This is a genomic window from Alsobacter sp. KACC 23698 (genome assembly GCF_045348435.1).
Taxonomy (GTDB): Bacteria; Pseudomonadota; Alphaproteobacteria; order Rhizobiales; family Beijerinckiaceae; genus Alsobacter.
Window position 1 is genome coordinate 4,663,806 of record NZ_CP157484.1, and the last position, 23,594, is coordinate 4,687,399.

Genomic DNA, 23,594 nt, shown 5'->3' on the forward strand with positions numbered 1-23,594 from the left:
CGACATGGGCGAATCCGAACTGACTGACGAGGGCCTTAGCGCAAAGCGTCGGTCGAGATCAGCGAGAATTCCTAGCGGGACGTTGAGGAAAACTTCATTGCGCCAGCGCCCGGCTCCTGTCTAAGCGGAACGCTGCAAGCCTTCGCAGCGGAGAACGTCGAGCCCGGGCAGGTCCGTCGCATCCTGCTGACGCAATCCGGCGGCGGCCATGTCGGACATGAAGCTTGCCCTGCGGGCCATCGAGGACCGCCCTTGTGCGGCGAAGATCTCAGGAGGGAGCCCATGACACGGCGAAGCCTGGCCGCGGACGATCCGCTCGACGACTTCGAGCCCCGGCGAATCACGCTGGATGGGATCACCAAGACCGTCCATGTCGCGGGCGCCGGCCCGGCGGTGATCGTCATGGCCGAGATGCCCGGCATCAGTCCGCATGTGGCGCGCTTCGCCCGCTGGGTGCGCGACGCCGGTTTCACGGTCTTCATGCCTTCGCTGTTCGGGCGCGACGGAGCGGTCGCCGACGCCGACGAGGGCGCGCAGGTTTTCCGGCGCGCGTGCGTAAGCGCCGAGTTCCGGGCCTTCGCCGGCGGAGGTTCGAGCCCGGTGACCAAACGGCTGCGGGCGCTGGCCAGGCTGGCGCACGGCGAGTGCGGCGGACCGGGGGTCGGCGCCATCGGCATGTGCTTCACCGGCGGCTTCGCGTTGGCGATGATGCTGGAGCCGGCGGTGCTGGCGCCGGTGCTGTCGCAACCGGCGCTGCCGCTCGACGATCCGGCCGGCGTCGACATGACGACAGCCGAGCTGGCCGCCGTTCGCGAGCGCATGGACCGCGACGATCTGACGGTCATGGCTTACCGGTTTGCGGGCGACGCGTTCTGTCGGGCGGAACGGTTCGCAGCCTACGCCGAGGCTCTTGGCGACCGCTTCGTCGCCCGCGTCCTGCCCGACTCGGCCGCAAACCCGGACGCGCCCTCCTTTTTCTCCCGCCATGTCGCCACGCCCCACAGCGTGGTGACGGCCCATCTGATCGACGAGGCCGGGCAGCCGACGATCGAGGCTCGCGACGAAATCCTGGCGTTCTTCTCGCGCCGGCTGCTGGGATGCGCGGCGTCGCCGGCGCGGGTTTAGCCAGGCTCAACGGCAACCGAGGAATCCTGTCTTGCCCGGCCCGCCCGGGCCGCACACAGTGCGCACCGGAGACCTCGACCATGAACCCGGACATGCACGGCCTTCTGCTGGCCTACGCCACCTACGTCGTCGCCGCCGGCAGCCCCGGGCCCAGCAACATGCGGATCATGGCGACCGCCATGACGCGCGGGCGGCGATCGGCCCTGGCGCTCGCGGCCGGCGTGATGACGGGTTCCCTGTTCTGGGGGCTGATGGCCGCCACCGGGCTGTCCGCGCTGCTGGCGCAGTGGGCGGGAGCGATGTCGACGCTGAAGCTCGTTTGCGGGGTTTACCTCCTGTATCTCGGGTTCAAGGCCGGACGCGCAGCCCTGACGCCGGACCCGGCCGGACCCGCAGCCGGTCCCGCGGCCCCGCCCGACACGACGGCGACGCTCTACCGGCTAGGCCTCGTCATGCACCTCACCAACGCCAAGGCCGTGCTGGGCTGGATCGCCCTCATGACGCTGGGTCTCGGCCCCAGCGCCAACTGGACGACCGTCGCCGCGATCCTGGCGGGTTGCGCCCTGCTGGGAGCCATGATCTTCGCGGGCTACGCGATCGTGTTCTCGTCAGCCCCGATGGTGCGGACCTACCGCCGGGCGCGGCGCTGGATCGAAGGCGCGCTGGCCGGGTTCTTCACCCTGGCCGGGGTGCAGTTGCTCGCATCGCGAAGCTGACGACGCGCGCCGCGCCCACGCCGAAGCCGCATTCCGCCAGCGCAACCTGGCGGCTCGAACCTGTCTGAACGGAGTGGACGCATGAACCTCGATCTCGACGGCAAGCTGGTGGTGGTCACGGGTGGCTCCAAAGGGATCGGCCTCGCCTGCGCGCGGACGTTCGGGCAGGAAGGTTGCCGCGTGGTGATCGTCGCCCGCGACCCGGCCGCGCTGGAGAAGCCGCGGCTGGGCTGAAGGCGGACGGCGTCGCGGTCGAGACCTTCGCGGCGGACCTGTCCGACCCGGCCGCCCGTGAGCGGCTGGCGGAGGCGCACGGCGGCGCGGACATCCTGGTCAACAACGCCGGCGCGATCCCGGGCGGCGGGCTGCTCGACTTCGACATGGCGCGCTGGAGCGAAGCCTGGGCGTTGAAGGTGATGGGCTACATCCACCTGACGCAGCTCTTCCTGCGGCGAATGAAGGACCGTGGCGACGGGGTGATCGTCAACGTCATCGGCGCGGCGGGGCGCAGCCCGCGCTACGACTATGTCTGCGGCGGCACGGGCAACGCCGCCCTGATGGCGTTCACCGGAGCCGTCGGCGCGCAGTCGCCGAAATGGGGCGTCCGGGTCTTCGCCGTGAACCCCGCCATGACCCGCACGGACCGCAGCGTCACCCTGTCCAAGGCGCGCGCCAAGGCCAGGTTCGGCGACGAGAACCGCTGGGAGGAGATGCTGGCGGGCTCGCCCTTCGGCCGTCTCATCGAGCCCGCCGAGATCGCCAACGCGGTGGCGTTCCTGTCGTCGCCGGCCTGCGGCTATGTCAGCGGCGCGACCCTCGACGTGGACGGCGGCGGCGCGTTCTCCTGAGCCCAAGTCACTCCGCCGTCGCGGCGAGCTCGTCCCGGACGGCGGCCGCGAAGGTCGCGATGGGACGGGAGAGCCGCCCCGCGGGCGGCCGGTGGATCGCCCAGCAGCGCACCACCGGCGAGAAGCCCTTGACCCTGACGATCTCGACCGCGTCCCGCCACGGGCTGCCCGCCAGCGCGGACGGCGTGACGACCCCGATGCCCAGGCCTCGCGCCACCAGCGACAGCCGCAGGTCCGCGCTCATCGCCTCGACGGCGGCGTTGAAGGGCAGCCGGGCCGATTCAAGCGCGTGGCGGATATAGTCGCGGAAACCGCATCCGTTCTCGTTCACCACCCAGGGGAACGACGCCAGCTCCGGGATCGTCGGATCGGCCGGCACGCCTAGCGCCGGCGCCGCAACGACGAGCACGCGCTGGGCTCCGAGTTCCTCGCCGACGAGGCCATCGGGCGGGGGAACGCCGTCGGGCAGCGCAACCACCGCCGCATCGAGCTCGCTGCGGGAGACCTGGTCGACGAGGCGCGGCGACCATCCCGATGCGATCTTCAGCGTCAGGTGCGGGAATTCGCCCCGCAGCCGGTCGAGGGGGTGGGACAGCGACAGCTCGGACAGGTGAGGCATGACGCCGAGCCGGAACTCGCCGTTGAGATCACCCTCCTCGCGCAGCCCCGCCTTGAGATCCTCCAGCGACCGGATCATCCGGCGGGCGTGCTCATAGGCCTCCTTGCCGGCCGCCGTCGGCTTGAACGGCTTGGATTGCCGATCGAGCAGATCGGCGGCGAGCGCCTGCTCCAAATTCTGGATGCGACGCGTGACGCCGGGCTGGGTCAGGTTCAGCCGCGCCGAGGCGGCCACGATGGAGCCCGTCTCCACCACGGCCACGAAGGCTTCGAGGTCGTGCATGTTCATGCGGATCTCGCATCATCGACATAAGAACAATTCAATTGTCGCATCATCAGTAATGCACATAACGTCGCCTCGAACAATGCGCAACCAGCATGAGGCGAACCGATGTTGAACGCGGCACTTCTGGACGGCAGGAGCGACGACGCGCCTGCCGCGACCATCTCCCGATCGCTGACGCTGCTCTTCGCCGTCTCCGTCGGCGTCATCGTCACCAACCTGTTCGCCTCGCAGACGCTCGTCGGCGTCATCGGCGCCTCGCTGGGACTGCAGGAGGGCGCCGCCGGCTTCGTCGCCATGGCGTCGCTGCTTGGCTACTCGGCGGGCCTGTTCCTGCTCGTGCCGCTCGCCGACCTCACGGAGAACCGCTCCCTGGTCGTGCGCCTGCTCTCCGGCGCCGTCCTGGCGGCCGCCTGCACGACGCTGGTCCAGGGAGCCGGCCCGCTGCTGGCCAGCCTCTTCCTGCTCGGCGCGTGCTGCTCGGCGATCCAGGTGTTGGTGCCCGTGGCCGCCTCGATGGCCGCGCCGGAGCACCGCGGCCAGGTGATCGGCGACGTGATGAGCGGGCTGATGGTGGGCATCCTGCTGTCGCGTCCCGTCGCCAGCCTGCTGGCCGACGCGGTCGGCTGGCGCGGCTTCTACGGCGGCAGCGCGGCCGCCATGGCCCTGCTCACGGCCGTGCTGGCGCGCAAGCTGCCGCGCCGGGCGCCCGCTGGGCGCACCTCCTACCCCGCCCTGATCGCCTCGCTGTGGCAGCTGCTGCGCGACGAGCCGGTCCTGCGCCGCCGCTCGCTGACCGCGAGCCTCGCCATGGCGTCGTTCAGCCTGTTCTGGACCTCGATCGCGCTGAAGCTGGCGCAGCCGCCCTATGACCTCGGCCAGCGCGGCGTCGCCCTGTTCGCGCTGGTCGGCGCCGGGGGCGCGGTCGTGACGCCGATCTTCGGGCGCGCCGGCGACCGCGGCTGGACCCGCCCGGCGACGGTCGCCGCCCACGTCCTGATCGTCGGCTCGCTGCTGATCGCCGCATGGGCCCCGCAGACCGGGTCCGCGACGGTCTCGCTGGCGCTGCTCGGCTTGACCGCGGTCCTTCTGGATGTCGGGACCACTGGCGACCAGACGCTCGGCCGACGTTCGATCAACCTGCTGAACCCCGAGGCGCGGGGCCGCATCAACGGCCTGTTCGTCGGGCTGTTCTTCCTCGGGGGCGCAGTTGGATCCAGCGTCGCTGGCGTAGCCTGGTCCTGGGGCGGCTGGACGGCCGTTTGCCTCGTCGGCGCAGGCTTCGGCGCAATGACCTTGGCGCTGGATGTCCTGGCGAAGCCGGTTCGCGGCTGAGGCGTTCAGCCTGAACCGGCGCCGCCTGGGCGATGCCGATGCAGATCTTGCCCCCGCCAGTTCAGCAGGATGGTGGTGAGCACCCGCTCGCCCTTTTCCCTGTGTCCCAGGTGACAGTCGCGGCGGCGCTCGGCTACGCGGCCTGGACCTTCGCGCTCGGCTGCTTCGGAGCGGCGCGGGCCTCCAATTTCCTCTACCTCGTTCCGCCCGTCGCCACCGTCCTGGCGTTCCTGCTGACAGGCGAGGCGCCGGGCCTGCAGACGCTCGCGGGAGGCGCGATCGCCGTCGCCGGGGTGGTCATCGACAAAACGCGCGGGAAATCCTGACCGGAGAATTGTCCGCCTCGCCGAAGCGCCCTTTCTAGAGGTGGCCTAAAGACCGCTCCGCTAATTCTCCATGACGAGGACGGCGTCGCCGCGCTATTCGGACGCGTCCGACCTTCACAAGGTGTCTCGTGCCCACTTCAGCCCACCTGCTCGCCTTCGCCCTCGTCTCGCTCGGCATGGTCTGCACGCCGGGGCCGAACATGATGTACCTGGTCTCGCGCTCGATCAGCCAGGGCAAGGCGGCTGGCCTGATCTCCCTGGGCGGGGTCGCGGTCGGCTTCATGTTCTACATGCTCTGCGCCGCGTTCGGGATCACCGCCCTCGTGCTCGCCGTGCCCTACGCCTACGACGCGGTGCGCTTCGCCGGCGCGGCCTACCTGCTTTATCTCGCCTGGAACGCCGTGAAGCCCGGCGGGCGCTCGCCCTTCCAGGTCGTGGAGCTGCCGCGCGACACGCCGCGCAAGCTGTTCATGATGGGGCTGCTCACCAACCTGCTGAACCCCAAGGCGGCCGTGCTCTATCTCTCGCTGCTGCCGCAGTTCGTCGAGCCCGCGCAGGGGAGCGTGCTCGGCCAGTCGATCGTGCTTGGCTCCACCCAGATCGCCGTCAGCCTGACCGTCAACGCGCTGATCGCCATCACGGCCGGATCGTTCGCGGCCTTCCTGTCCCGCAACAAGGGCTGGCTGCGCGTGCAGCGCTGGCTCATGGGGGCGATGCTGGGCGGCCTCGCCTTGAGGATGGCCGTGGAGAGCCGCCGCTGACCCGAGGACGCCGATGTTCAGCCACGTGACAGTCGGGTGCAGCGATCTCGACCGCGCCGCACGCTTCTATGACGCAGTTCTGCCGCCCCTCGGGCTGCAACGGCGAGCCGTCATGCCTGACGGCGGCCCTGCCTCCGCCTGCTGGGTAAGCCCCGACGCGATCCTGCCGCGCTTCTACGTTTACCAGCCCTTCGACGGAAAGCCGGCGAGCGCGGGCAACGGCGCCATGGTCGCCTTCCTGGCCGCCGATTCCGCCGCCGTGGACGCGGCTTACGCGTCCGGACTGCGGGCCGGCGGGACGGACGAGGGCAAGCCCGGTCCACGCCCCCACTACGGCGACGGCTACTACGGCGCCTACCTCCGCGATCCCGACGGGAACAAGGTCCACGTCGTCTGCCGAGGGGACATCGCGGCGAACCCCGTCCAAGATGCTCAAAGGGAAGCGTCATGACGATCTCGACGCGTGACATCGCCTACCAGGTCGATGGACTCGGCATGGTCGCCCATCTCGCGCGGCCTAGCGGCCAGGGGCCCTGGCCGGCGGTTCTGATCGGCCATGACGGGGTCGGCCTCGACGCCTATCAGCGGAGCCGGGCCGACGACCTCGCTGCTCACGGCTACCTTGCGCTGGCGATGGACTATCACGGCGGCCAGACCTACTTCGGCCGGCCCGACGCGATGCTGGCCCGGACCATGCCCCTGCTGGGCGATGAGAAACGCATGCAGGCCATCGGCCGCGCCGCGTTCGACATTCTCCTCGCGGAGCCCGGCGTCGAGCCCGACCGCATCGCCGCTCTCGGCTACGGCGCCGGCGGACGGATCGTGCTCGAACTGGCCAGAACAGGCGTGCCGTTCAAGGCGATCGCGGTCGTCCATCCCGCGTTTCCGCCCGCCAATGCCCACGACTGGACGGGCAAGACGGGCACGGTCCTCCTGTGCACCGGCTCCGAGGACCCCATCTGCACCCCCGAGCAGGTTCTGACGTTCGGCCGCGCGCTTCAGGAGGCCGGGCTCGACTGGCGCGCGACCATCCACGGAGGCGCCAAGCACGCCTTCTGGGCTCGGCCGACCCATCCCGATGGTTCTCCCGCCGAGGGAGCCACCCATGCCGAGGCCACTGTGCCGGGCGTCGGCTATCATCCGGAGGCCGCCGTGCGGGCGTGGCAGGCGGTGCTCGATCTGCTGGACGAGACATTCACATCTTCAGGCGTCGAGCGAGCCTAGCCGGCGTCCCACGGCCGGTTCTTCAACGCACCCGCGAGGTAGTCGACGAAGGCCCTGATCCTGGCCGGCAGCCGGCCGCCCTGGCCGAGGTAGATGGCGTGGATGTCCTCGACGTCCCCGGGGCTGAACTCCTCCAGCACGGGTACGAGCAGGCCTTCCTCGATGTCGCGTCCGACGTGAAAGCGGGCGAGGCGCGCCAGGCCCAGTCCCTCCAGCGCGAGGCGGCGCATCGTCTCGCCGTCGCCGGCCTGGATGTCGCCGCTGGTCCTGAGCCGGATCTCGCGCTCTCCGTCGCGAAATGGCCAGCCGTCCGCAGACCTCGCGAAGGAGAAGCCGAGCCGGACGTGCCGGTCGAGGTCCTCGACCCCGAGCGGTCGGCCCTCGCGGGCGAGGTAGGCGGGCGAGGCGACGACGACCATGCGGCTCGCCGCGAGCTTGCGGGCCATCAGGCGCGACGCCTGCAACGGCCCCACCCGGATGGCCACGTCGGCCCTGACGTCGAGAAGGTCCACGACCTGGTCGGAGAGCACGAGATCGAGGCAGACGTCGGGATGCCGCTCGACGAAGCCCGGCACGAGCGGGATGAGATGGTGCAGCCCGAAGGGGACGTTGCAGTTGACCCGCAGGCGGCCGCGCGGAATGGCGCCGGCGGAGGCTTCCCGCTCCGCCTCGTCCATGTCGGCCAGGATTCCCACCGAGCGCTCGTGGAACGCCGCTCCCTCGGCCGTCAGCTGGAACTTGCGGGTGGAGCGGTTGACCAGCCTTGCGCCGAGCCGCGCCTCCAGCCGCCCCACGAGCTTGCTCACGGCGGACGGCGTCATCCGCAGGGCGCGCGCCGCCGCCGAGAAGCCGCCCCGCTCGACGACGGCGGCGAACACCTCCATCTCGGCGGCGCGGTTGACGCTGACGGACGGCATGGTTCAGTCGCCCCCATCGCCGGACAGGGTTCCGGTCGGCCGAAAGACCTTCATCTCGGGACCTCGCTGCCTCAGATGCCTCAATCGGAGGGCCATCCTAACTCCCCAACATGAGAATTCACGTCACAAGTGAATGTCCCGTCGGCCGTCTCGTTCCGAGTACGCCAAAGAGCCATGTGGGCTGCCTTGACATCCACGAGGTCCTCCCATGCCCATCGCAGTCTATGCGCTCACCGCCGGAGCCTTCGGCATCGGCGCCACCGAATTCGTCATCATGGGCCTGCTCCTGCAGGTCGCCGGGGACCTGCACGTGTCCCTGCCGCTCGCCGGGCTCCTCGTCTCCGCCTATGCGCTCGGCGTCACCATCGGCGCCCCGACCCTGACCTTTGCGGCGCGGTCGCTCCCCCGCCGCACCGTGCTGCTGGGGCTCATGGCGGTGTTCGTGGCCGGCAACATCGCCTGCGCCCTGGCGCCGAACTACGCGGCGCTCGTGGCCGCGCGCATCGTCACCTCGCTCGCGCACGGCACGTTCTTCGGGGTCGGATCCGTCGTGGCCGCCGACTTGGCCCCGCCGGACCGGAAGGCCAGCGCCATCGCGGTGATGTTCACAGGGCTCACCGTGGCCACGCTTCTCGGCGTGCCGGCCGGCGCTTGGATCGGGCTCACATACGGGTGGCGCGCCACCTTCTGGGCCGTGGCGGGCGTCGGAGTCCTCGCCTTCGCCATCCTGGCTGCGGCCCTGCCCCCGCTGCGGCAGGACGGTCCCGCCACGCCCGTCCGACGGGAATTGGCCGCCTTGCTGCGCGCGCCGGTGCTGCTGGCCCTGGCGACCACGACGCTGGGCTATGCCGGCGTGTTCGCGGCCTTCACCTACATCCAGCCCATGCTGACGCGCGTGACGGGCATCGCGGAGGCCAGCGTCTCGCCGATCCTGCTCGTCTTCGGCCTCGGGCTCGCCGTCGGGAACATCGCCGGAGGCAAGCTCGCAGACCGGCTGCCGCGACATGCCGCCCTGGCGACGCTGCTGCTGCTGACGGGCGTCCTCGCGGTCTTCGGCGTCGCGTTGCGAAGCCCGGCCACGGCCATCGCGGCGGTCGGGCTGCTGGGCGCGGCCGGATTCGCGACGGTCGCGCCGTTGCAGATGCGGGTGCTGGACCAGGCGGGCGACGCGGGTCGCAACCTCGCGTCGAGCGCCAACATCGCCGCTTTCAACCTCGGCAACGCGCTGGGCGCCTGGGCCGGAGGCGCGGCGCTCTCAAGCGGCTTCGGCCTCGAGGCCGTCCCGCTCGTCGGAGCCGGGCTGAGCCTGCTCGGCGTCATGGCCAGCCTGCTCGCAAGCCGCGCGCCGCAGCCGCTGCCGACGATGTGCCTACACGCGCGAGGTCCGCGACGCGGTCTATGATGTGGCCAGCCATTCGGCCCATTGACCCCGTTTGAGGAGTGCGCCGGAGCCATGTCACGCGCGGGCATCCTGCCTCGTCCCGACGTCGTCCGCGCCGCCGCTGGCCAGGCTCCACGACCGCAGAACGATGAGACGACGCATGCCCATTCGCCCGTTCAGGATATCCGTACCGGATGACGACATCGAAGACCTGCACCGGAGGCTGGACCGGACGCGCTGGCCATCGGCGTTCTCGGGAGCCGGCTGGGAGGACGGCGCGGACGCCTTGTACCTGCGCGAGCTCGTGCGCCACTGGCGTCACCGCTACGACTGGCGCGAGCGCGAGGCCGCGCTGAACCGGCACGAGCACCGGATCGCCGACATCGACGGCGTCGACATCCACTTCATCCACGCGAAGGGGCAAGGCCCTTCGCCCGTCCCGCTGCTCCTGCTCCACGGCTGGCCAAGCAGCTTCGTGCAGATGTTATCGATCCTCCCGCTCCTGACCGAGGCGCGCGACGACGGCACGCCCTGCTTCGACGTGGTGGCGGCGTCCCTGCCGGGCTATCCGTTCACGAGCTTTCCCGACGGGCCGGGGATGGGCTTCGCGCGCATGGCGACGCTGATGACCCGGCTCATGGTCGAGGAGCTCGGCTACGAACGCTTCGCGGCGCGGGGGACCGACCAGGGCGGCCTCGTGCAGCGCCGGATCGCACTCGCTACGCCCGAGCGCCTGATCGGGCTGCACAGGTCCGGCGTGACGCCCTTCGCCTCGCCCATGCCGACCGACCTCAGCCCGGCGGAGGTCGAGTACCAGAGGCAGGCGCAGGAGTGGGCTCCCCGCGAGACGCTCTATGCGAGGCTGCAGGCGCAGCGCCCCGAGACGCTGGCGCCGGCCCTGTCGGACTCGCCCGTTGCGCTGGCGAGCTGGTTCATCGAGAAATTCCAGCGCTGGGGCGATACACGCGCCGGCGTCGACGCGGCGTTCGGCCGGGACAGGCTGCTCGACAACCTTTCGCTCCACTGGTTCACCGGAGCGGGCGCGGCCTCCGTCCGGATCTACCGCGAGGCGATCAGGGATCTGGAGACGCCGGCGCGCGTCGAGGTTCCGACGGCCATCATGGTGCCGCTCAACGACGCCGTGAACCCGCCGGCGCCGCGCGAGTGGGCGGAGCGGTCCTACAATGTCGCGAGGTGGACGGTGATGGAGCGCGGCGGCCACTTCCCGGAATGGGAGGCTCCGGACGTGGTGGCGGACGACATCCGGGCCTTTTTCGCCCAGTTCGTGTGATCCGGGGTTCGTTCCTTAGAGCATCGGAGCTGGCGGGCCTTCGCCCCCAGCGGCTCCGTGGTCCCGGATGTCGGCCAGCCGGCGCACGAAGTCGTCCAGGGCCGAGCGCAGCGCCGCCTCGAACGCGTGCGTCGACCCCGGCGCCTCAGGCCTGGGGAAGGCGACCGTGAGGCAGGCTTCGTCGACGATCTCGGCCGACATGGTGGCGAGCACCTCGCGCAGCTGCGCCTGGGCGAAGCTCGCGTGCGGCGCGACGTTGATCAGGGCCACAGGCTTGCCGGGGAACACGGAGCTTCCGACGAGCCAGTCCAGCGCGTTCTTGAAGGCGCCGGGGATGCCGTGGGCGTATTCGGGACAAGCGACCAGCAGGCCGTCCGCTTGCTCGACCTCGGCATGGAAGGCGGCGACCGCGCCGGGCAGCGGCAGCCCGGGCTGGTCCAGGTCCGGCGAGAACGGGGGCAATCCGCCGAGGCCTTCCCAGAGCGCGATTTCGCATTCCGCAGGCGCAAGCTTTCGTGCGGCCAGCAGGGCCTGACGGTTCCTGGAGACGCCCCGCAGGCTGCCGCAAAGAGCGAGGATGCGGATCATCCCCGCTCCTCGCCGTCGAGCTCGGCGAGCTTGCGGGCCAGCGCCGACCGAAGGGGCGGCAGCTTGCCGAAGAAGCCGATCAGCGCGTTGCGCACGGAGCGGCCGACGCCCGACTTCATCGTCGCGAGCCGCGTCAGCCGGTCGGTCGTGGCCACGACGTCCTCCGCCACGGCGTGCCGCCGGCGGGCCCAGTCGTCCAGTAGAGCCTCCGGCTCGCCGCCCAACACCCTGTCCAGCACCCCGGCGAGCGAGATCGCGTCCTGGATGCCGGTGTTCATGCCCTGCCCGCCCGCGGGGCTGTGCACGTGGGCCGCGTCGCCGCACAGCAGCACCCTGCCCTGCCGCGGCGAGCGCGCCACCTTGTGCTGGATACGGAAGCGGGAGGTCCAGACCGTCTCGGTGATCCGCCCGGCCGAGGTGGGCCCCCGGCGCCGCAGCAGGTCCTCGAACAGCGATTGGGGCGGATCATGCGGCGCCTCGTCCACGGTCGCGACGATGCGGAAATGGCCGCCTGGCAACGGCGCCACGACCACGAGCCCGTCGGGCGAGAAGAACAGCGACACCTCCTCGCGGTCGAGCGGCCAGTCCATGCGCACGTCGGCCAACAGGAAGCTCTGCGCATAGGCGGCGCCCTCGAAGGCGATGCCGGCCTGCTCGCGGACGACGCTATGCCCGCCGTCGCAGCCCACCAGCCAGCGGGTCTCGACCGGCTCGTCGCCGGCTCCCTTGCGGACGCGCAGCCGCACGCCGTCCCCGCCCGCCTCGATGCCGGCGGCCTCGACCGGCCGTTCTACGCGGCCGCCGAGCGCCTCGAGCCGGGCCAGCAGGTGCTTTTCCGTGACATTCTGCGGGCACATCAGGGTGAAGTTGTAGGGGCTCGGGATGCCTGCGAAGCCGATCTCGGCCAGCACGGCGTCGCGGTCGCGGATCCGGAACACCGGGACCTTGACGCCCTCGGCGAGCAGTTCGGCCGAGACGCCGAGCGGCTCCAGCACCTCCAGCGTGCGGGCATGGACGACGGCGGCGCGCGACGTGTTCGCGCCGGCCGCCTGCCGGTCGAGGATGCGCGGGCGGCGGCCCAGCCGGTGCAGCTCGGCGCCGAGCGCGAGGCCGCTCGGGCCGGCTCCGACGATGACGATGTCCTGCATGGTTGTACGACTTTCCTCAGTGCAGTCCCGGTCCGCTCCGGGGCTCCCTTGCGAGCCAGTCCTCGACGCGCGCGAGCTTGTCGGGGTTGCGCATCGTGTAGAACGCCGCGACCCGGCCGTCCTCGATCGCCAGCGCCGTGGTCTGGAGCGTGCCCCAGCGGTCGAAGGCGACGAACCCCGGCAGGCCGTCGATGACGGCCGCCTGGACCCAGCGCGGCGGATCGCCGGGCTTCGCCGCAAGGCCCGCGATCAGCCGCAGCACCTTGTCACGCCCGTAGATCGGGTTGAGATGGGCCGGCTTCTTGCCGCCGCCGTCGGCGTAGGCGACGACGTTCTCCGACAGCATGGCCTTGAGGCCCTCGGCGTCGTTGCGCGCCACCGCGTCGAAGAAGGCGCGGGCGATCGCCTCGCCCTCGTTCCCCTTCAGCGGATAGCGTGGCCGCTCGGAGCGGACATGGGCGCGGGCCCTGGCGGCGAGCTGACGGCAGGCCGCCTCGTCGCGCCCGATGGCGCGGGCCACCTCCGCGAAGGGCATGTCGAAGACGTCGTGCAGCAGGAACGCCGCCCGCTCCAGCGGCGAGAGGCGTTCGAGCGCCAGCATCAGCGTCAGCGAGACGTCCTCGGCCTCGACGGCGCCGTCCTCCTCGGCCACCTCGATCAGCGGCTCCGGCAGCCAGAAGCCGACATAGCTCTCACGCTTGACGCGGGCCGACTTCAGGTGGTCGAGACAGAGCCGCGTCACGGTGCGCGACAGGAAGGCCGCGGGGTTGCTCACCTCGTCGCGGTCGGCGCGGCTCCAGCGCAGCCAGGCGTCCTGGACGATGTCCTCAGCCTCGGCGAGGGAGCCCAGCATGCGGTAGGCGATGCGCAGCAGCCGAGGCCGCATCGCCTCGAAGGCGCCGGCCTCAGGCCCGGTCACGCGCACCTCCCATGTCCGGCACGGACCGGAAGCCGATGGCGAGCCTGTTCCAGGCGTTGATCGTGGTGATGGCCAGCGTCAGGTTCACCTGCTCCTCCTCGGAGAACTGCGCCTTCAACGGGTCGTAGTCGGCATCGGGTGCATGGGTCGTCGCGACCAGCGTCAGCGCGTCCGTCCAGGCCAGCGCCGCCCGCTCCTTGTCCGTGTAGCAGGGCGCCTCGCGCCAGCCGTCGAGGAGGTAGATGCGCTCCTCCGTCTCGCCCTGGGCCCGCGCGTCGCGGGTATGCATGTGCAGGCAATAGGCGCAGCCGTTGATCTGCGAGGCCCGGATCTTGACGAGCTCCAGCAGGCTCTTGTCGAGGCCGGATGCGGCCACGGTCTGGGTCAGGTCGACCAGCTTGAGGATGCCGGCGGGCGGCTGCTTCATCGGGTTGAGGCGCGGCGTCATGACGAACTCCTGGTTCCGGTTCGCAACCATGACGAAGCGAAGTCGCAGGACGTGACATCGCCCGACTCCTAAAAAAATCGAGCGCCGCGTGTCACGCCGGGGCTCCGCCGTTCGTCAATGCCCGGTCCGGGCGCAAGCGCAGGAGAAGAGACGTTGAAAGACATGGATCCGCGGTCGACGGCGCTGATCGTCGTCGACGTCCAGAAGGCCTTCCAGGATTGGGAGGAGACCGGCGCCGGTCGGAACAATCCCGATGCCGTCGGCAACATCGCCGCCCTCCTCGACGGCTTCCGGAGCGCCCGGTCGCCGATCTTCCATATCCGCCACCGCGGCGCCGCGCCCGACAGCCTTTTCCAGGGGAGCGCCTGCGACGTGATCCAGGAAGCGGAGGAGCGGAACGGCGAGCCGGTCCTCTGGAAGACCGTCAACAGCGCCTTCATCGGGACCGGCCTCGAAGAGATGCTGCGCCGGCAAGGCGTCCGGACCGTCGTGATCTGCGGCGCCACGAGCAACCACTGCGTCGAGACCACGACCCGGATGGCCGGAAACCTCGGCTTCGATGCGCGTTTCGTCGGCGACGCGACCTGGACCTTCGATCGCCGCGGACCAGACGGCCGGATGCATCGAGCGCAGGACATCCAGGCCATGACGGAAGCCAACCTGTCCGGCGAGTTCGCCGAGATCGTGGCGTCCCGGGACGTGCTGCGGACCCTCTCCGGCGGAATCTGACCATGGATACCCTGCTCGTCTGGTTGCTCGCGATCTATTCCGCCTTAGCCCTCCTCAAGCCCGTCTTCTTCGCGGTCCTGCCCTACGGAAAGCGACGGTCCATGCTCGACCGCAGCTACGCCGGCCGCACCAGCGCCACGTCGCGGTCGGATCCGATCCTGATCGTCTTCTGCCTCGTGCTGGTGGGGCTTCTGGCGCGGCGCGGCGCTGAGCCCGCAAGCTTCCTGACGGGTCTGCTTGTCGGCATGACGCTCATCCAGGTCTACTTCCACCGCTACTCGATTCCGTTGAACGAGGCCGAGGCCCCGCCACCGCCCCACTCCCCGATCAAGACGATGTCCTACGCCATCCAGGCCGCGCCCGGCCGCGCCGGGATCGAGCTCGCGATCATCGCGGTCCTCCTCGCCTGGTCGCTCTGGAGCCTGCTGGCCTGATCCGCGCGACGACTTTTCGAGGGCGCCATGTCACGTCTTCCCGGCGCCGGTCGTCCTGCATGGAAGCGACGGGAGCAAGCAACATGACCGAACCGATCCGGATCGCGATGATCCTCGGCAGCACCAGGCCCGGCCGGTTCTGCGACACCGTCGCTGCATGGACCGGCGAGGCGATCCGGCGCGCCGGCGGGTTCGAGCTCGACGTCGTGGATCCCCTTCTCGTCGACCTGCCGGTCCATCACCCGCGCGAGCCGCATGCCCGCGTCCGCGACCTGCGGGCGCGCATCGGGCGGGCCGACGCCGCCATGGTGGTGACGCCGGAATACAACCACGGCTATCCGGCGGCCCTGAAGCACGTCGTCGACCTGGTCGGCCCCGAGTGGCGCGCCAAGCCCGTCGGGTTCGTGTCATACGGAGGGCTCTCGGGAGGGATCCGCGCCGTCGAGCAGCTGCGCGGCGTGTTCGCCGAGCTGCACGCCGTGACGATCCGCGACGCCGTCGCCTTTCCGAACGCGTCGGAGCGGTTCGGCACGGACGGAGCGCTGATCGAGCCGCCGCGCTTCGAGCGCCAGGCCCACGTCATGCTGGAGCGGTTGCGCTGGTGGGCGGCTGCTCTGAGGGCCGCGCGCACGGTCGAGCCCTATCCAGCCGGCATCGCCTGAACCAACGGGGTTCTCTCGATACGAGAAGGCCCTCGCGACGCGAGAGCCCGCTGTGCGGCGCACCCGTCGATGAACTCGGTTCACAGATCATGTTCCAGCGGCACGGATAGGCACAGACCGCCGGCCTCGACACCTTAGCCCCGGATGCCGGCCAGGCCCGGCGCAGGAGACTTCGTCATGGAATACCGGCAACTCGGCCGATCCGGCCTCAAGGTCCCCGTCCTGAGCTTCGGCGCGGGCACTTTCGGCGGATCAGGGCCGCTCTTCAGCCACTGGGGCACGACCGACGCCCGCGAGGCGCAGCGCCTCGTCGACAGCTGCCTCGACGCGGGCGTCAACCTGTTCGACACGGCGGACGTCTATTCCGCCGGCGCGTCGGAGGAGGTGCTCGGGGCGGCGGTGAAGGGTCGCCGCGACAAGGTGCTGCTCTCCACCAAGACGGGCCTGCCGATGGGCGACGGTCCCAACGAGGCCGGCACCTCGCGGGCCCGTCTGCTGGACGGCGTCGACGCGGCGCTGCGGCGGCTCGGGACCGATTATCTGGACCTGCTCCAGCTCCATGCCTTCGATGCTCTCACGCCCGTCGAGGAGGTGCTGCAGGCGCTGGATGCCCTCGTGCGGGACGGCAAGGTCCGCTACGTCGGCGTCTCCAACTTCGCCGGCTGGCAGATCATGAAGTCGCTCGCCGCCGCCGACCGCCATGGCTACCCGCGCTACGTCGCCAACCAGGTCTACTATTCGCTCGTCGGGCGCGACTACGAGCACGACCTGATGCCGCTCGGCCTCGACCAGGGGCTCGGCGCGCTGGTCTGGAGCCCGCTCGGCTGGGGCCGCCTCACCGGCAAGGTCGGCCGCGGCCGGCCAATCCCGGCGGGCAGCCGGCTGCACGAGACGGCGTCCTTCGGCCCTCCCGTCGAGGACGAACGCCTCTACACGGTCGTAGACGCGCTGGAGGCCGTGGCGGCCGAGACGGGTCGCTCCGCGCCGCAGATCGCCATCGCCTGGCTGCTGCGCCGCCCGACGGTGTCGAGCGTCATCCTGGGCGCCCGCAACGAGGAGCAACTGCGGCAGAACCTCGGGGCCGTAGGCTGGGAGCTCGCGCCCGAGCACGTGCGCCGGCTCGACGCCGCGAGCGCGACGACGCCGCCCTACCCGCACTTTCCCTATCACCGGCAAGAGGGCTTCGCCCGCCTCAATCCCCCCTTGGTCTGAGGAGGCCCGGACCATGCTGCAGTCCCGTCTCGCCATCGCCGCCATCCTGCTGGCCGCGGCCGCATCTCCCGCCGCCGCGGGCGTCTGGACGGCCACCTGGGCCGCGAGCCCGGAGGCGACCTGGGGAGCGAAGCTTCCGCTCCCGACCCGCATCCCTGCGACCCTCGCCGACGCCACCGTGCGCCAGGTCGCCCGCATCGCGCTGGGCGGCGACGGGCTTCGGATCGAGATCTCGAACCGCTACGGCCCGGAGCCCCTCCAGATCGGCTCGGCCCACGTCGCCGCGGCCTTCGGCGGAGGAGCGATCGACCCGAAGACGGACCACGCCGTCCGCTTCGGCGGTTCGGCGAAGGTCTCCGTTCCCCCCGGCCAGGCCGTCGTGAGCGACCCCGTCGACCTTTCGGTCGCGGATCTCGCCAAGGTCGCCGTCTCGCTGTACCTGCCGAAGGAGACGCCCCTCGCCACGTTCCATTGGGACGGCAAGGAGACGGCGTATGTCGCCCGCGGCGACCATGGCGCCGCCGAGAAGATCTCCCCCGAGAGCACCTTGGAGGCGCGCCTGTTCCTGACCGCCATCCACGTTGAGCGGCCGCAGTCGACGGCGGTCGTGGCGGCGTTCGGCGATTCCATCACGGACGGCGACGGCGTCTCCGTCGACGGGGACCGGCGCTGGCCCGACATCCTCGCCGAGCGGCTCGCCCCGCAGGGCGTGTCGGTGATCAACGCCGGCATCTCGGGAGCGCGTCTCCTGAAGCCGGGCATGGGTGAGGCGGGGCTGGACCGCTTCGACCGCGACGTCCTGGCCCAGCCCGGCATCCGCTCGGTCATCGTGATGATGGGGACCAACGACCTCGCCTGGGGAGAGACGCCGTTCGACCCGCACTCGGCGCCGTTCCTGCCGGCCGCGATCGAGGACGGCTACCGCAAGCTCGTCGCGCGCGCCCACGCTCGCGGGGTCCGGATAGTCGGCGCCACCATCACCCCGTTCGAGGGCGCCTTCGCGGGGACGCCCATCGCCAACTTCTGGAACCCCGCGAAGAACAGGGTCCGTCTGGCCGTGAACGAGTGGATCCGCACTTCGGGGACCTTCGACGCGGTGCTCGACTTCGACGCCGTGGCGCGGGATCCGAACGACGTCTCCAAGCTGCGGGCGGACGTGGACTCTGGCGACCACCTGCATCCCGGCGACGCGGGCAACGCCGTGGTGGCCGAAGGCATCGACCTCGGTGCGGTGCTCGGCGCCAGGTAGACGGAGGCGGCTCCCCGGCCAGGACTCTTACTCGGGAATGACGAGGGGGCCGCAGTCGCTGTCGGCCACGCCGGTCGGCTCGAACCAGGTCTCGCCCGGCGCGTAGGCCTTGGCCGGCTCTCAGGCGAGCTGGGACCGCAGCGTGCCCTTGAGCACGTAGGCCGTCACCGATCCCGGATGCCGGTGCGGCAGCGACGAGGCCAGGGGCGGGATCAACCGCACCCCGATCGCGCCGGAGGTCCCGGCCAGGAGCACGCGTTGCTGGGTCATGATCTCTCCTTCTTCTCGTCGAATGCGGCCGCGACCCTTTCCGACAAATCGAGCTCCATCTCGAACTGGGCGATGGCGGTGCGCTCGAAGCCCGTCCGCGCCAGGAACCCGGGCGCGAGGTCCTCGGGGGTGTCGGCGGCGATCAAGAGGTCCTGCCCCGGAAGGATGCCCGCCAGCGCCTCGACCATCCGCCGGCCGAGGCCCCGGCCCCGCGCCTGCCGGGCGACGACGAGGGTCCGCAGGACGACCCCGCCCGTCCTGGCGGGCTCGACCAGGGCGAACGCCTCGTCCGCGAGCGCGTAGCCGCGCGCCGGGGAAACCGCGGCGGCCATCGTCTCGGCGGCCATCGTCCAGGGAAGATCGGCCTCGCCGTGCTCGGCGACCCGCCGCGCCACGAGCGCGGGATCGGCCTCGGCCAGGTCCGCGGGCCAGGGGCAGTCGGCGCCGAATGGCCGGCGTTAGCCGACAAGCGTTCGGTGGTCGCGGAACCCCAGGCGGCGGTAGAGCCGGAGGGCGGGCTCGTTGGACGTGATCACTTCGAGCAGCAGGCGGCGGACGCAGGACCGGCGCAGGTCGGCCACGACGTCCTGCAGAACATCCGCACCCAAGCCTCGACCGCGGCGCTCCCGGACCACTCCCATGGCGGCGACCCGGGCGGTCCAGCCCCGCCGCGCCACCAGGACGACCGCGACCGGACGATCGCCGTCCAGCAACACGCGGCTGGCGGTGCGATCGAGGGTCTCGCGCCGGAACCGCGCGTCGAAGCTCTCCGCCGAGAACCCCAGCGGAACGACGTAGCCCTCGAACGCGGCCGTCGTGATCTCGGCCAACGCGGCTGTGGAGTACGCCAGCGCTGGCCGGCTGGTGGGTCCGGTGTTTTCGTCCATCGGCTCGGCTCCGGCGGAGGGCGCCGCCTTTCGCCAAGCAGGACGAGGCGGGCGGCCTTACGTGACATCGGGGCTCCACGACTGACGCGCGCTCCCTGAACGGTCAAAATCCCACCCGTCCGCGCTTTCCGCAGCCGCAGTTCTGCCGGCCTGACCTGCAGATTATCTCCACCACTAGGACTCGAGCTTGGCGAGCAGCGCCTCCAGCCGGTCCGCCTCCGCCTCGTCCAGCTTCGCGGCGACGCTCTCGCGCAAGGCCTTGGCGTAGACCTGCCACATGCGGGCCTGCGTCTCGCGTCCCTTGTCGGTGATCACCACCCAGCGGCCTCGGCCGTCGTCGCCGAAGGCTTCGCGCCGCACCAGCCCCTGTCGCTCGAGCCGATCGAGCAGTCGCGAGAGGTTGTACTGGGCCAGCAGCGTGCGCTCCTCGATCTCGAAGGGCCGCAGGCGCCCGTCCTCGGGCCGCGTGAGTTCGAGCAGCACGTCGTACCAGCCGAGCGGCGGCATCCCCTCGGCCTTGAGGGCGCGCTCGACCGCCGCTTGGACCGTCTGCTGGGCCCGGGTCAGGCGCACCCAGGCGCGCACGGCGGAGGGCGGGACGGCGTCTCGGCTGGGCTTCCTTTGCATAGATGCAACTACATCCAGATTGACGCCGATGGCAAGGCGCTCCTATAGATGCAGACGCATCTAATTCGGAGCTTCCCTCATGACCCGCTCGTCGCTCGTTCCCTACGGCGCCGCGCTGCTGCGCGTCAGCCTCGGCCTCATGTATCTCGCCCACAGCATCGTCCTGAAGCTCATGACCTTTGGCCTCGCCGGCACGGCGGGCTACTTCCAGTCCATCGGCCTGCCCGGCTGGCTCGCCTACGTCACCTTCGCGGCCGAGGCCGTCGGCGGCGCCCTTCTGGTGCTCGGCATTCAGGCGCGCTGGGTGGCGCTGGCGCTGACCCCGGCTTTGCTCGGCGCCGTTATCTGGGCTCATGCCGGCAACGGCTGGGTGTTCAACGCTCCGGGCGGCGGCTGGGAATACCCGCTCTACCTGATCGTGCTCTCGGCGGCCCAGTTCCTGGTCGGCGACGGCGCGCTGGCGCTGAAGCCGTCGTCGGGCCTGCCCGACGCCGCCGTCGCGCGCTGACCGGGAGGAGCGACCATGACCGCCCTCACCCTCGTCAGCCACGGCCTCTGCCCCTACGTGCAGCGGGCCGCCATCGCGCTCCTCGAAAAAGGCATCGCCTTCGAGAGGATCACCATCGACCTCGACGACAAGCCGGACTGGTTCAAGGCGCTCTCGCCGCTCGGCAAGGTGCCGCTGCTTCAGGTGCGCCGACCGGGCGCGCCGGACGCGGTGCTCTTTGAGAGCTCCGTCATCTGCGAATACATCGAGGAGACGCAGCCGGAGCCCGCACTCCACCCCGCCGATCCGCTCCACAAGGCCCGACATCGCGGCTGGATGGAGTTCGGCTCCACGATCCTCGCCGACCTCTGGGGCTACGAGACGGCCAAGGACAGGGACGTCCTCGAGGCCAAGCGCGCCGCGCTCGCGGCGAAGTTCGCGCGGGTCGAGGCGGAGCTCGGCGCCGGCCCCTTTTTCGCCGGCGAGACGTTCAGCCTCGTCGACGCGGTCTATGCGCCGATCTTCCGCTACTTCGACGTCTTCGACCGCATCGCCGAGACCCACGTCTTCGACGGCCTGGAGCGCGTCACCGCGTGGCGGCAGGCCCTGGCCACCCGTCCAAGCGTGCTGGCGGCGGCGCCGTGCGACTATGCTGACAGGCTCATGGCCTTCCTCGAACGGCACGACGCGGCGCTGCTGCGGCTCCCGAACGCGGGCGGCCGCGGGGCCTAGGACGCCAGCGCCGTCGTCAGGCAGTCGACGAGCGCGCGGCCCGCGACGGCGTCCGGGTCGCGGTCCGGGTCGTAGATCGTGACCTGCATCCCGAGCGCCGGGCCGGCGAGCAGCGCCCGCAGCAGTTCGCCAAGCTCCGCGAAGCCGAGGCCGTCCTTCTGCGGCGAGTCGACAGCGGGCGCGGCCACGCTGTCGAGCACGTGGACGTCGAGATTCGATCGCGTGCTGCATCGCATACATGGGCTACTCCCGAGCGGACGAGATGCGCGCAACGGCCGCGTCGAGGCGCCCAGGTCGTCGCATGGACGGCGCTGCTCCTGCTCTTCAGAACGTCTGCCTCGTCCTTGAGCCCACCTAAAGGTCGGGAGAGAACTTCTCCAACCCGGAGTCGATGCGGATCGGCTACGGCTGGCCCGTGACGCCGAACCGCTGAACCCGCACAGGACGCCGATGACCCCGATCGACCCCCACGCCACGGCTCTCGTCGTGGTGGACGTGCAGCAGGCCTTCCAGGTCATCGAGCGCGGCGGGACGCCCCGCAACAACCCGGACGCGGTGGAGCGCATCGCGGAACTGCTCGCCGCATTCAGGACGGCCGGAGCTGCGATCATCCACATCCGCCACCGCGGAACGTCTCCCGGAAGCGTCTTCAAGGGCCAGGCCTGCGAACCGGTCGCAGCCGCGCGCGAGATCGACGGCGAGCCCGTGCTGTGGAAGACGGTCAACAGCAGCTTCATCGGCACGGACCTGGAAGCGCGGCTGCGCAGAACGGGGATCCGCACTGTCGTGGTCTGCGGCGCGACGACGAACCACTGCGTCGAGACGACCGTCCGCATGGCGGGCAACCTGGGCTTCGACACGCGGCTCGTCGCCGACGCGACCTGGACGTTCGACCGCGAAGGGCCCGACGGGCTCGTCCATCGCGCGGCGGACATCCAGCGCATGAGCGAGGCGAACCTGTCCGGCGAATTCGCCGAGATCGTCGCGACCTCAGAGATCCAGGTGGCCCTTCGATCTGGCGCGACCATAACATCCTAGCAACGGGAGTCCGATCGACGCCGGCGAACGCCCGAACCGGCGTCGAGACCTGTTCGCGACATGGAGACCGCCATGACCGCCTCCGCTTCCCCTGCCGACTTGCCCGAGGTTCCGCCCGCGGACCGCGCCGGCATCCTCGACGCGCTCTACCGCTTCGGCGCCGGCCAGGATCTCGACGACCGCGCGCTGTTCGAGTCCGCCTTCACCGAGCGCTCCACCGTCGACTTCACCGGGCCAGCGAAAATCCTCGGAACCGAGATCCCGGTGTTCGAAGGACGCCAGGCGATCGCCGACATCATCGTCGGAGCGACGAGCCGGCTCGCGACCTCGCACACGGTCAGCAATCCCCGCATCCTCCGTTTCGACGCGGAGCGTGCGGTGCTGTGGTGCCTCGTCGAGGCGCAGCACCTTCCCAAGGACGACCGGAGCCGTCATCTCCTGCTCAAGAACGTCTACACGACCGAACTCGTGCGCGAGGAAGGCCACTGGGTGATCGCGCGCATGCTCATCGAGAACCTTTGGGCGCAAGGCGATCCCAAGGTCCTTTTCCCAGGCGCGTGAGCCGCTGTCCGAAAGTTCGCGTTTGTCGCTGATGACCATGGCCAACACCTCAGGCGAGAAAGGAAGCTGCGCTGTCGTCCTGGCCGTGGCCGGCGTCGGCCGCCCTCCGGAAGCGGGCCAGTCCGGCGGCGACGAGATCCGCCCGCACGCCCGTGTCCAAAAGGGCATCCTCGACGAGGCGCGTGTCCTTGATGGCGTTGTCGACCGAAAAATTCGCCGCGAAGTCGCCCTTGAGCATCGCGGCGGCCTTGGCCTGGAAGTAGCCGCTGTCCAGCGGCCCGCCCGTGACGGCCTCGAGCACGAGCGCCGGATCCACGCCGAGGGCCTTCGCGATGGCGAGGCTCTCCGCCGAGCCATGGGTCAGGGCGAACACGAAGGCGTTGGAGGCCAGCTTGAGGCGGCTGCTCGCCCCCGGCTGGTCCGAAACCCAGATCGTGCGCTGCCCGATGGCGTCGAACACCGCCTGGGCTTCGGCGCGCCTGTCCGGGGCGCCTGAAGCGAGGACCACGAGCTTGCCTTGCTCGGCCGGCTGCCGCGTCCCTTGGACCGGTGCGTCGTAGAACGCGACGCCGCGCTCCCTGGCCAGGGTCGCCAGCGCGTCGGCGGCGCCCGCGCCGACCGTGCCGAGCTGGAACCAGACGGCGTCATGGCGCAGGTTGGACGAGGCCGCGACGAAGGCCTCGCGGTCGGCCGGTCCATCCTTGAGCATGGTGACGAGGACCCCCGCGTCCCGGACCGCCTCGTCCGGCGCGGCGAAGGGTGTCAATGTCGTCCGGAA

Annotated in this window: 30 protein-coding genes and 1 pseudogene; 19 read left to right on the forward strand and 12 right to left on the reverse strand. The window is 70.7% G+C overall.

The features are described 5' to 3' along the window. Positions 1 to 282: 282 nt before the first annotated feature. The 3 genes and pseudogenes from ABEG18_RS22255 to ABEG18_RS22265 all read left to right on the forward strand — a co-directional run bounded on the left by ABEG18_RS22255 (position 283) and on the right by ABEG18_RS22265 (position 2,689). Positions 283 to 1,125, forward strand: a complete 843-nt coding sequence (locus tag ABEG18_RS22255) for a dienelactone hydrolase family protein (protein WP_406855227.1) — start codon at positions 283 to 285, stop codon at positions 1,123 to 1,125. Positions 1,126 to 1,205: 80 nt separating this feature from the next. Then, the gene (locus tag ABEG18_RS22260) at positions 1,206 to 1,841 is read left to right on the forward strand and encodes a LysE family translocator (RefSeq protein WP_406855228.1); all 636 of its coding nucleotides are present in this window, start codon (positions 1,206 to 1,208) and stop codon (positions 1,839 to 1,841) included. A gap of 81 nt (positions 1,842 to 1,922) precedes the next feature. Next, a pseudogene (locus ABEG18_RS22265) lies at positions 1,923 to 2,689 on the forward strand (short-chain dehydrogenase/reductase). 7 nt (positions 2,690 to 2,696) lie between these two features. On the opposite strand, the gene ABEG18_RS22270 reads toward ABEG18_RS22265, so the two are convergent. Next, the gene (locus tag ABEG18_RS22270; protein ID WP_406855229.1) at positions 2,697 to 3,596 is read right to left on the reverse strand and encodes a LysR family transcriptional regulator; all 900 of its coding nucleotides are present in this window, start codon (positions 3,594 to 3,596) and stop codon (positions 2,697 to 2,699) included. A gap of 102 nt (positions 3,597 to 3,698) precedes the next feature. Between ABEG18_RS22270 and ABEG18_RS22275 the strand changes: the two genes are divergently transcribed. The 5 genes from ABEG18_RS22275 (at position 3,699) to ABEG18_RS22295 (ending at position 7,236) form a co-directional block, all read left to right on the forward strand. Then, entirely contained in the window at positions 3,699 to 4,925 is a 1,227-nt protein-coding gene (locus ABEG18_RS22275) for an MFS transporter (protein ID WP_406855230.1), read from the forward strand. A 38-nt stretch (positions 4,926 to 4,963) separates the two neighbouring features. Beyond that, positions 4,964 to 5,251: an EamA family transporter gene (locus tag ABEG18_RS22280; RefSeq protein ID WP_406855231.1), complete on the forward strand. Its 288-nt coding sequence runs from the start codon at positions 4,964 to 4,966 to the stop codon at positions 5,249 to 5,251. A gap of 176 nt (positions 5,252 to 5,427) precedes the next feature. Next, positions 5,428 to 6,012, forward strand: a complete 585-nt coding sequence (locus ABEG18_RS22285; protein WP_406858680.1) for a LysE family translocator — start codon at positions 5,428 to 5,430, stop codon at positions 6,010 to 6,012. A gap of 13 nt (positions 6,013 to 6,025) precedes the next feature. Further along, complete coding sequence (locus ABEG18_RS22290; protein WP_406855232.1) at positions 6,026 to 6,463, forward strand: VOC family protein; 438 nt, start codon at positions 6,026 to 6,028, stop codon at positions 6,461 to 6,463. Next, positions 6,460 to 7,236 (forward strand): dienelactone hydrolase family protein, encoded by a 777-nt coding sequence (locus tag ABEG18_RS22295; RefSeq protein ID WP_406855233.1) that lies wholly within the window; start codon positions 6,460 to 6,462, stop codon positions 7,234 to 7,236. Before ABEG18_RS22290 ends, ABEG18_RS22295 begins: the two co-directional genes overlap by 4 nt. On the opposite strand, the gene ABEG18_RS22300 is transcribed toward ABEG18_RS22295, so the two are convergent. Then, complete coding sequence (locus tag ABEG18_RS22300; RefSeq protein WP_406855234.1) at positions 7,233 to 8,153, reverse strand: LysR family transcriptional regulator; 921 nt, start codon at positions 8,151 to 8,153, stop codon at positions 7,233 to 7,235. The genes ABEG18_RS22295 and ABEG18_RS22300 overlap by 4 nt on opposite strands. Before the next feature lie 208 nt (positions 8,154 to 8,361). Here ABEG18_RS22300 and ABEG18_RS22305 point away from each other — a divergent pair, with 208 nt between their 5' ends. Together ABEG18_RS22305 and ABEG18_RS22310 are read left to right on the forward strand one after the other, a co-directional pair. Next, on the forward strand, positions 8,362 to 9,555 hold the full coding sequence (locus ABEG18_RS22305; RefSeq protein WP_406855235.1) for an MFS transporter: 1,194 nt from the start codon (positions 8,362 to 8,364) through the stop codon (positions 9,553 to 9,555). A gap of 139 nt (positions 9,556 to 9,694) precedes the next feature. Further along, on the forward strand, positions 9,695 to 10,825 hold the full coding sequence (locus ABEG18_RS22310) for an epoxide hydrolase family protein (protein WP_406855236.1): 1,131 nt from the start codon (positions 9,695 to 9,697) through the stop codon (positions 10,823 to 10,825). A gap of 15 nt (positions 10,826 to 10,840) precedes the next feature. Here the strand turns inward: ABEG18_RS22310 and ABEG18_RS22315 are convergent, their stop codons facing one another. From ABEG18_RS22315 to ABEG18_RS22330, 4 genes are read right to left on the reverse strand one after another with little or no spacing between them, the layout of a single operon-like run. Further along, a complete protein-coding gene (locus ABEG18_RS22315) occupies positions 10,841 to 11,413 on the reverse strand; it encodes an NADPH-dependent FMN reductase (RefSeq protein WP_406855237.1) in 573 nt (190 codons plus the stop codon). Beyond that, on the reverse strand, positions 11,410 to 12,561 hold the full coding sequence (locus ABEG18_RS22320; protein ID WP_406855238.1) for an FAD-dependent monooxygenase: 1,152 nt from the start codon (positions 12,559 to 12,561) through the stop codon (positions 11,410 to 11,412). Before ABEG18_RS22320 ends, ABEG18_RS22315 begins: the two co-directional genes overlap by 4 nt. A 16-nt stretch (positions 12,562 to 12,577) precedes the next feature. Further along, entirely contained in the window at positions 12,578 to 13,447 is an 870-nt protein-coding gene (locus ABEG18_RS22325; RefSeq protein WP_406858681.1) for a sigma-70 family RNA polymerase sigma factor, read from the reverse strand. A 19-nt stretch (positions 13,448 to 13,466) separates the two neighbouring features. Continuing rightward, positions 13,467 to 13,928, reverse strand: a complete 462-nt coding sequence (locus ABEG18_RS22330; RefSeq protein ID WP_406855239.1) for a carboxymuconolactone decarboxylase family protein — start codon at positions 13,926 to 13,928, stop codon at positions 13,467 to 13,469. A 162-nt stretch (positions 13,929 to 14,090) separates the two neighbouring features. Here ABEG18_RS22330 and ABEG18_RS22335 point away from each other — a divergent pair, with 162 nt between their 5' ends. The 5 genes from ABEG18_RS22335 (at position 14,091) to ABEG18_RS22355 (ending at position 18,214) form a co-directional block, all read left to right on the forward strand. Then, positions 14,091 to 14,657, forward strand: a complete 567-nt coding sequence (locus ABEG18_RS22335; RefSeq protein WP_406858682.1) for a cysteine hydrolase family protein — start codon at positions 14,091 to 14,093, stop codon at positions 14,655 to 14,657. A 2-nt stretch (positions 14,658 to 14,659) separates the two neighbouring features. Then, a complete protein-coding gene (locus tag ABEG18_RS22340) occupies positions 14,660 to 15,091 on the forward strand; it encodes a hypothetical protein (protein WP_406855240.1) in 432 nt (143 codons plus the stop codon). An 83-nt stretch (positions 15,092 to 15,174) separates the two neighbouring features. Then, positions 15,175 to 15,753 carry an NADPH-dependent FMN reductase gene (locus ABEG18_RS22345; RefSeq protein ID WP_406855241.1) on the forward strand — a complete coding sequence of 193 codons (579 nt, stop codon included), beginning with the start codon at positions 15,175 to 15,177 and terminating at the stop codon, positions 15,751 to 15,753. A 177-nt stretch (positions 15,754 to 15,930) separates the two neighbouring features. After that, positions 15,931 to 16,965, forward strand: a complete 1,035-nt coding sequence (locus tag ABEG18_RS22350) for an aldo/keto reductase (RefSeq protein ID WP_406855242.1) — start codon at positions 15,931 to 15,933, stop codon at positions 16,963 to 16,965. A 13-nt stretch (positions 16,966 to 16,978) separates the two neighbouring features. Next, positions 16,979 to 18,214, forward strand: coding sequence for an SGNH/GDSL hydrolase family protein (locus ABEG18_RS22355; RefSeq protein ID WP_406855243.1), 1,236 nt, complete (start codon positions 16,979 to 16,981; stop codon positions 18,212 to 18,214). A gap of 120 nt (positions 18,215 to 18,334) precedes the next feature. On the opposite strand, the gene ABEG18_RS22360 is transcribed toward ABEG18_RS22355, so the two are convergent. From ABEG18_RS22360 to ABEG18_RS22375, 4 genes are all read right to left on the reverse strand, one after another. After that, positions 18,335 to 18,484: a hypothetical protein gene (locus tag ABEG18_RS22360; protein WP_406855244.1), complete on the reverse strand. Its 150-nt coding sequence runs from the start codon at positions 18,482 to 18,484 to the stop codon at positions 18,335 to 18,337. Then, positions 18,481 to 18,879: a GNAT family N-acetyltransferase gene (locus ABEG18_RS22365; protein ID WP_406855245.1), complete on the reverse strand. Its 399-nt coding sequence runs from the start codon at positions 18,877 to 18,879 to the stop codon at positions 18,481 to 18,483. The genes ABEG18_RS22360 and ABEG18_RS22365 overlap by 4 nt, the downstream gene beginning before the upstream one ends. Positions 18,880 to 18,942: 63 nt before the next feature. Next, positions 18,943 to 19,371 (reverse strand): GNAT family N-acetyltransferase, encoded by a 429-nt coding sequence (locus ABEG18_RS22370; RefSeq protein ID WP_406855246.1) that lies wholly within the window; start codon positions 19,369 to 19,371, stop codon positions 18,943 to 18,945. A 174-nt stretch (positions 19,372 to 19,545) separates the two neighbouring features. Further along, positions 19,546 to 19,998: a MarR family winged helix-turn-helix transcriptional regulator gene (locus ABEG18_RS22375; RefSeq protein WP_406855247.1), complete on the reverse strand. Its 453-nt coding sequence runs from the start codon at positions 19,996 to 19,998 to the stop codon at positions 19,546 to 19,548. A 79-nt stretch (positions 19,999 to 20,077) separates the two neighbouring features. Here ABEG18_RS22375 and ABEG18_RS22380 point away from each other — a divergent pair, with 79 nt between their 5' ends. Both ABEG18_RS22380 and ABEG18_RS22385 read left to right on the forward strand, forming a co-directional pair. After that, entirely contained in the window at positions 20,078 to 20,506 is a 429-nt protein-coding gene (locus ABEG18_RS22380) for a DoxX family protein (protein ID WP_406855248.1), read from the forward strand. A 15-nt stretch (positions 20,507 to 20,521) separates the two neighbouring features. Beyond that, the gene (locus tag ABEG18_RS22385; RefSeq protein ID WP_406855249.1) at positions 20,522 to 21,217 is read left to right on the forward strand and encodes a glutathione S-transferase family protein; all 696 of its coding nucleotides are present in this window, start codon (positions 20,522 to 20,524) and stop codon (positions 21,215 to 21,217) included. Here the strand turns inward: ABEG18_RS22385 and ABEG18_RS22390 are convergent. Next, complete coding sequence (locus tag ABEG18_RS22390) at positions 21,214 to 21,453, reverse strand: arginase family protein (protein ID WP_406855250.1); 240 nt, start codon at positions 21,451 to 21,453, stop codon at positions 21,214 to 21,216. The two genes, ABEG18_RS22385 and ABEG18_RS22390, sit on opposite strands and share 4 nt — an antisense overlap. 214 nt (positions 21,454 to 21,667) lie before the next feature. On the opposite strand from ABEG18_RS22390, the gene ABEG18_RS22395 reads away from it, so the two are divergent. Together ABEG18_RS22395 and ABEG18_RS22400 are read left to right on the forward strand one after the other, a co-directional pair. Then, entirely contained in the window at positions 21,668 to 22,255 is a 588-nt protein-coding gene (locus ABEG18_RS22395) for a cysteine hydrolase family protein (RefSeq protein ID WP_406855251.1), read from the forward strand. 72 nt (positions 22,256 to 22,327) lie between these two features. Then, positions 22,328 to 22,816: a nuclear transport factor 2 family protein gene (locus ABEG18_RS22400; RefSeq protein WP_406855252.1), complete on the forward strand. Its 489-nt coding sequence runs from the start codon at positions 22,328 to 22,330 to the stop codon at positions 22,814 to 22,816. Between the two features lie 49 nt (positions 22,817 to 22,865). Here ABEG18_RS22400 and ABEG18_RS22405 read toward each other — a convergent pair whose 3' ends face one another. After that, positions 22,866 to 23,582 (reverse strand): NAD(P)-dependent oxidoreductase, encoded by a 717-nt coding sequence (locus ABEG18_RS22405; RefSeq protein WP_406855253.1) that lies wholly within the window; start codon positions 23,580 to 23,582, stop codon positions 22,866 to 22,868. Between the last annotated feature and the right edge of the window lie 12 nt (positions 23,583 to 23,594).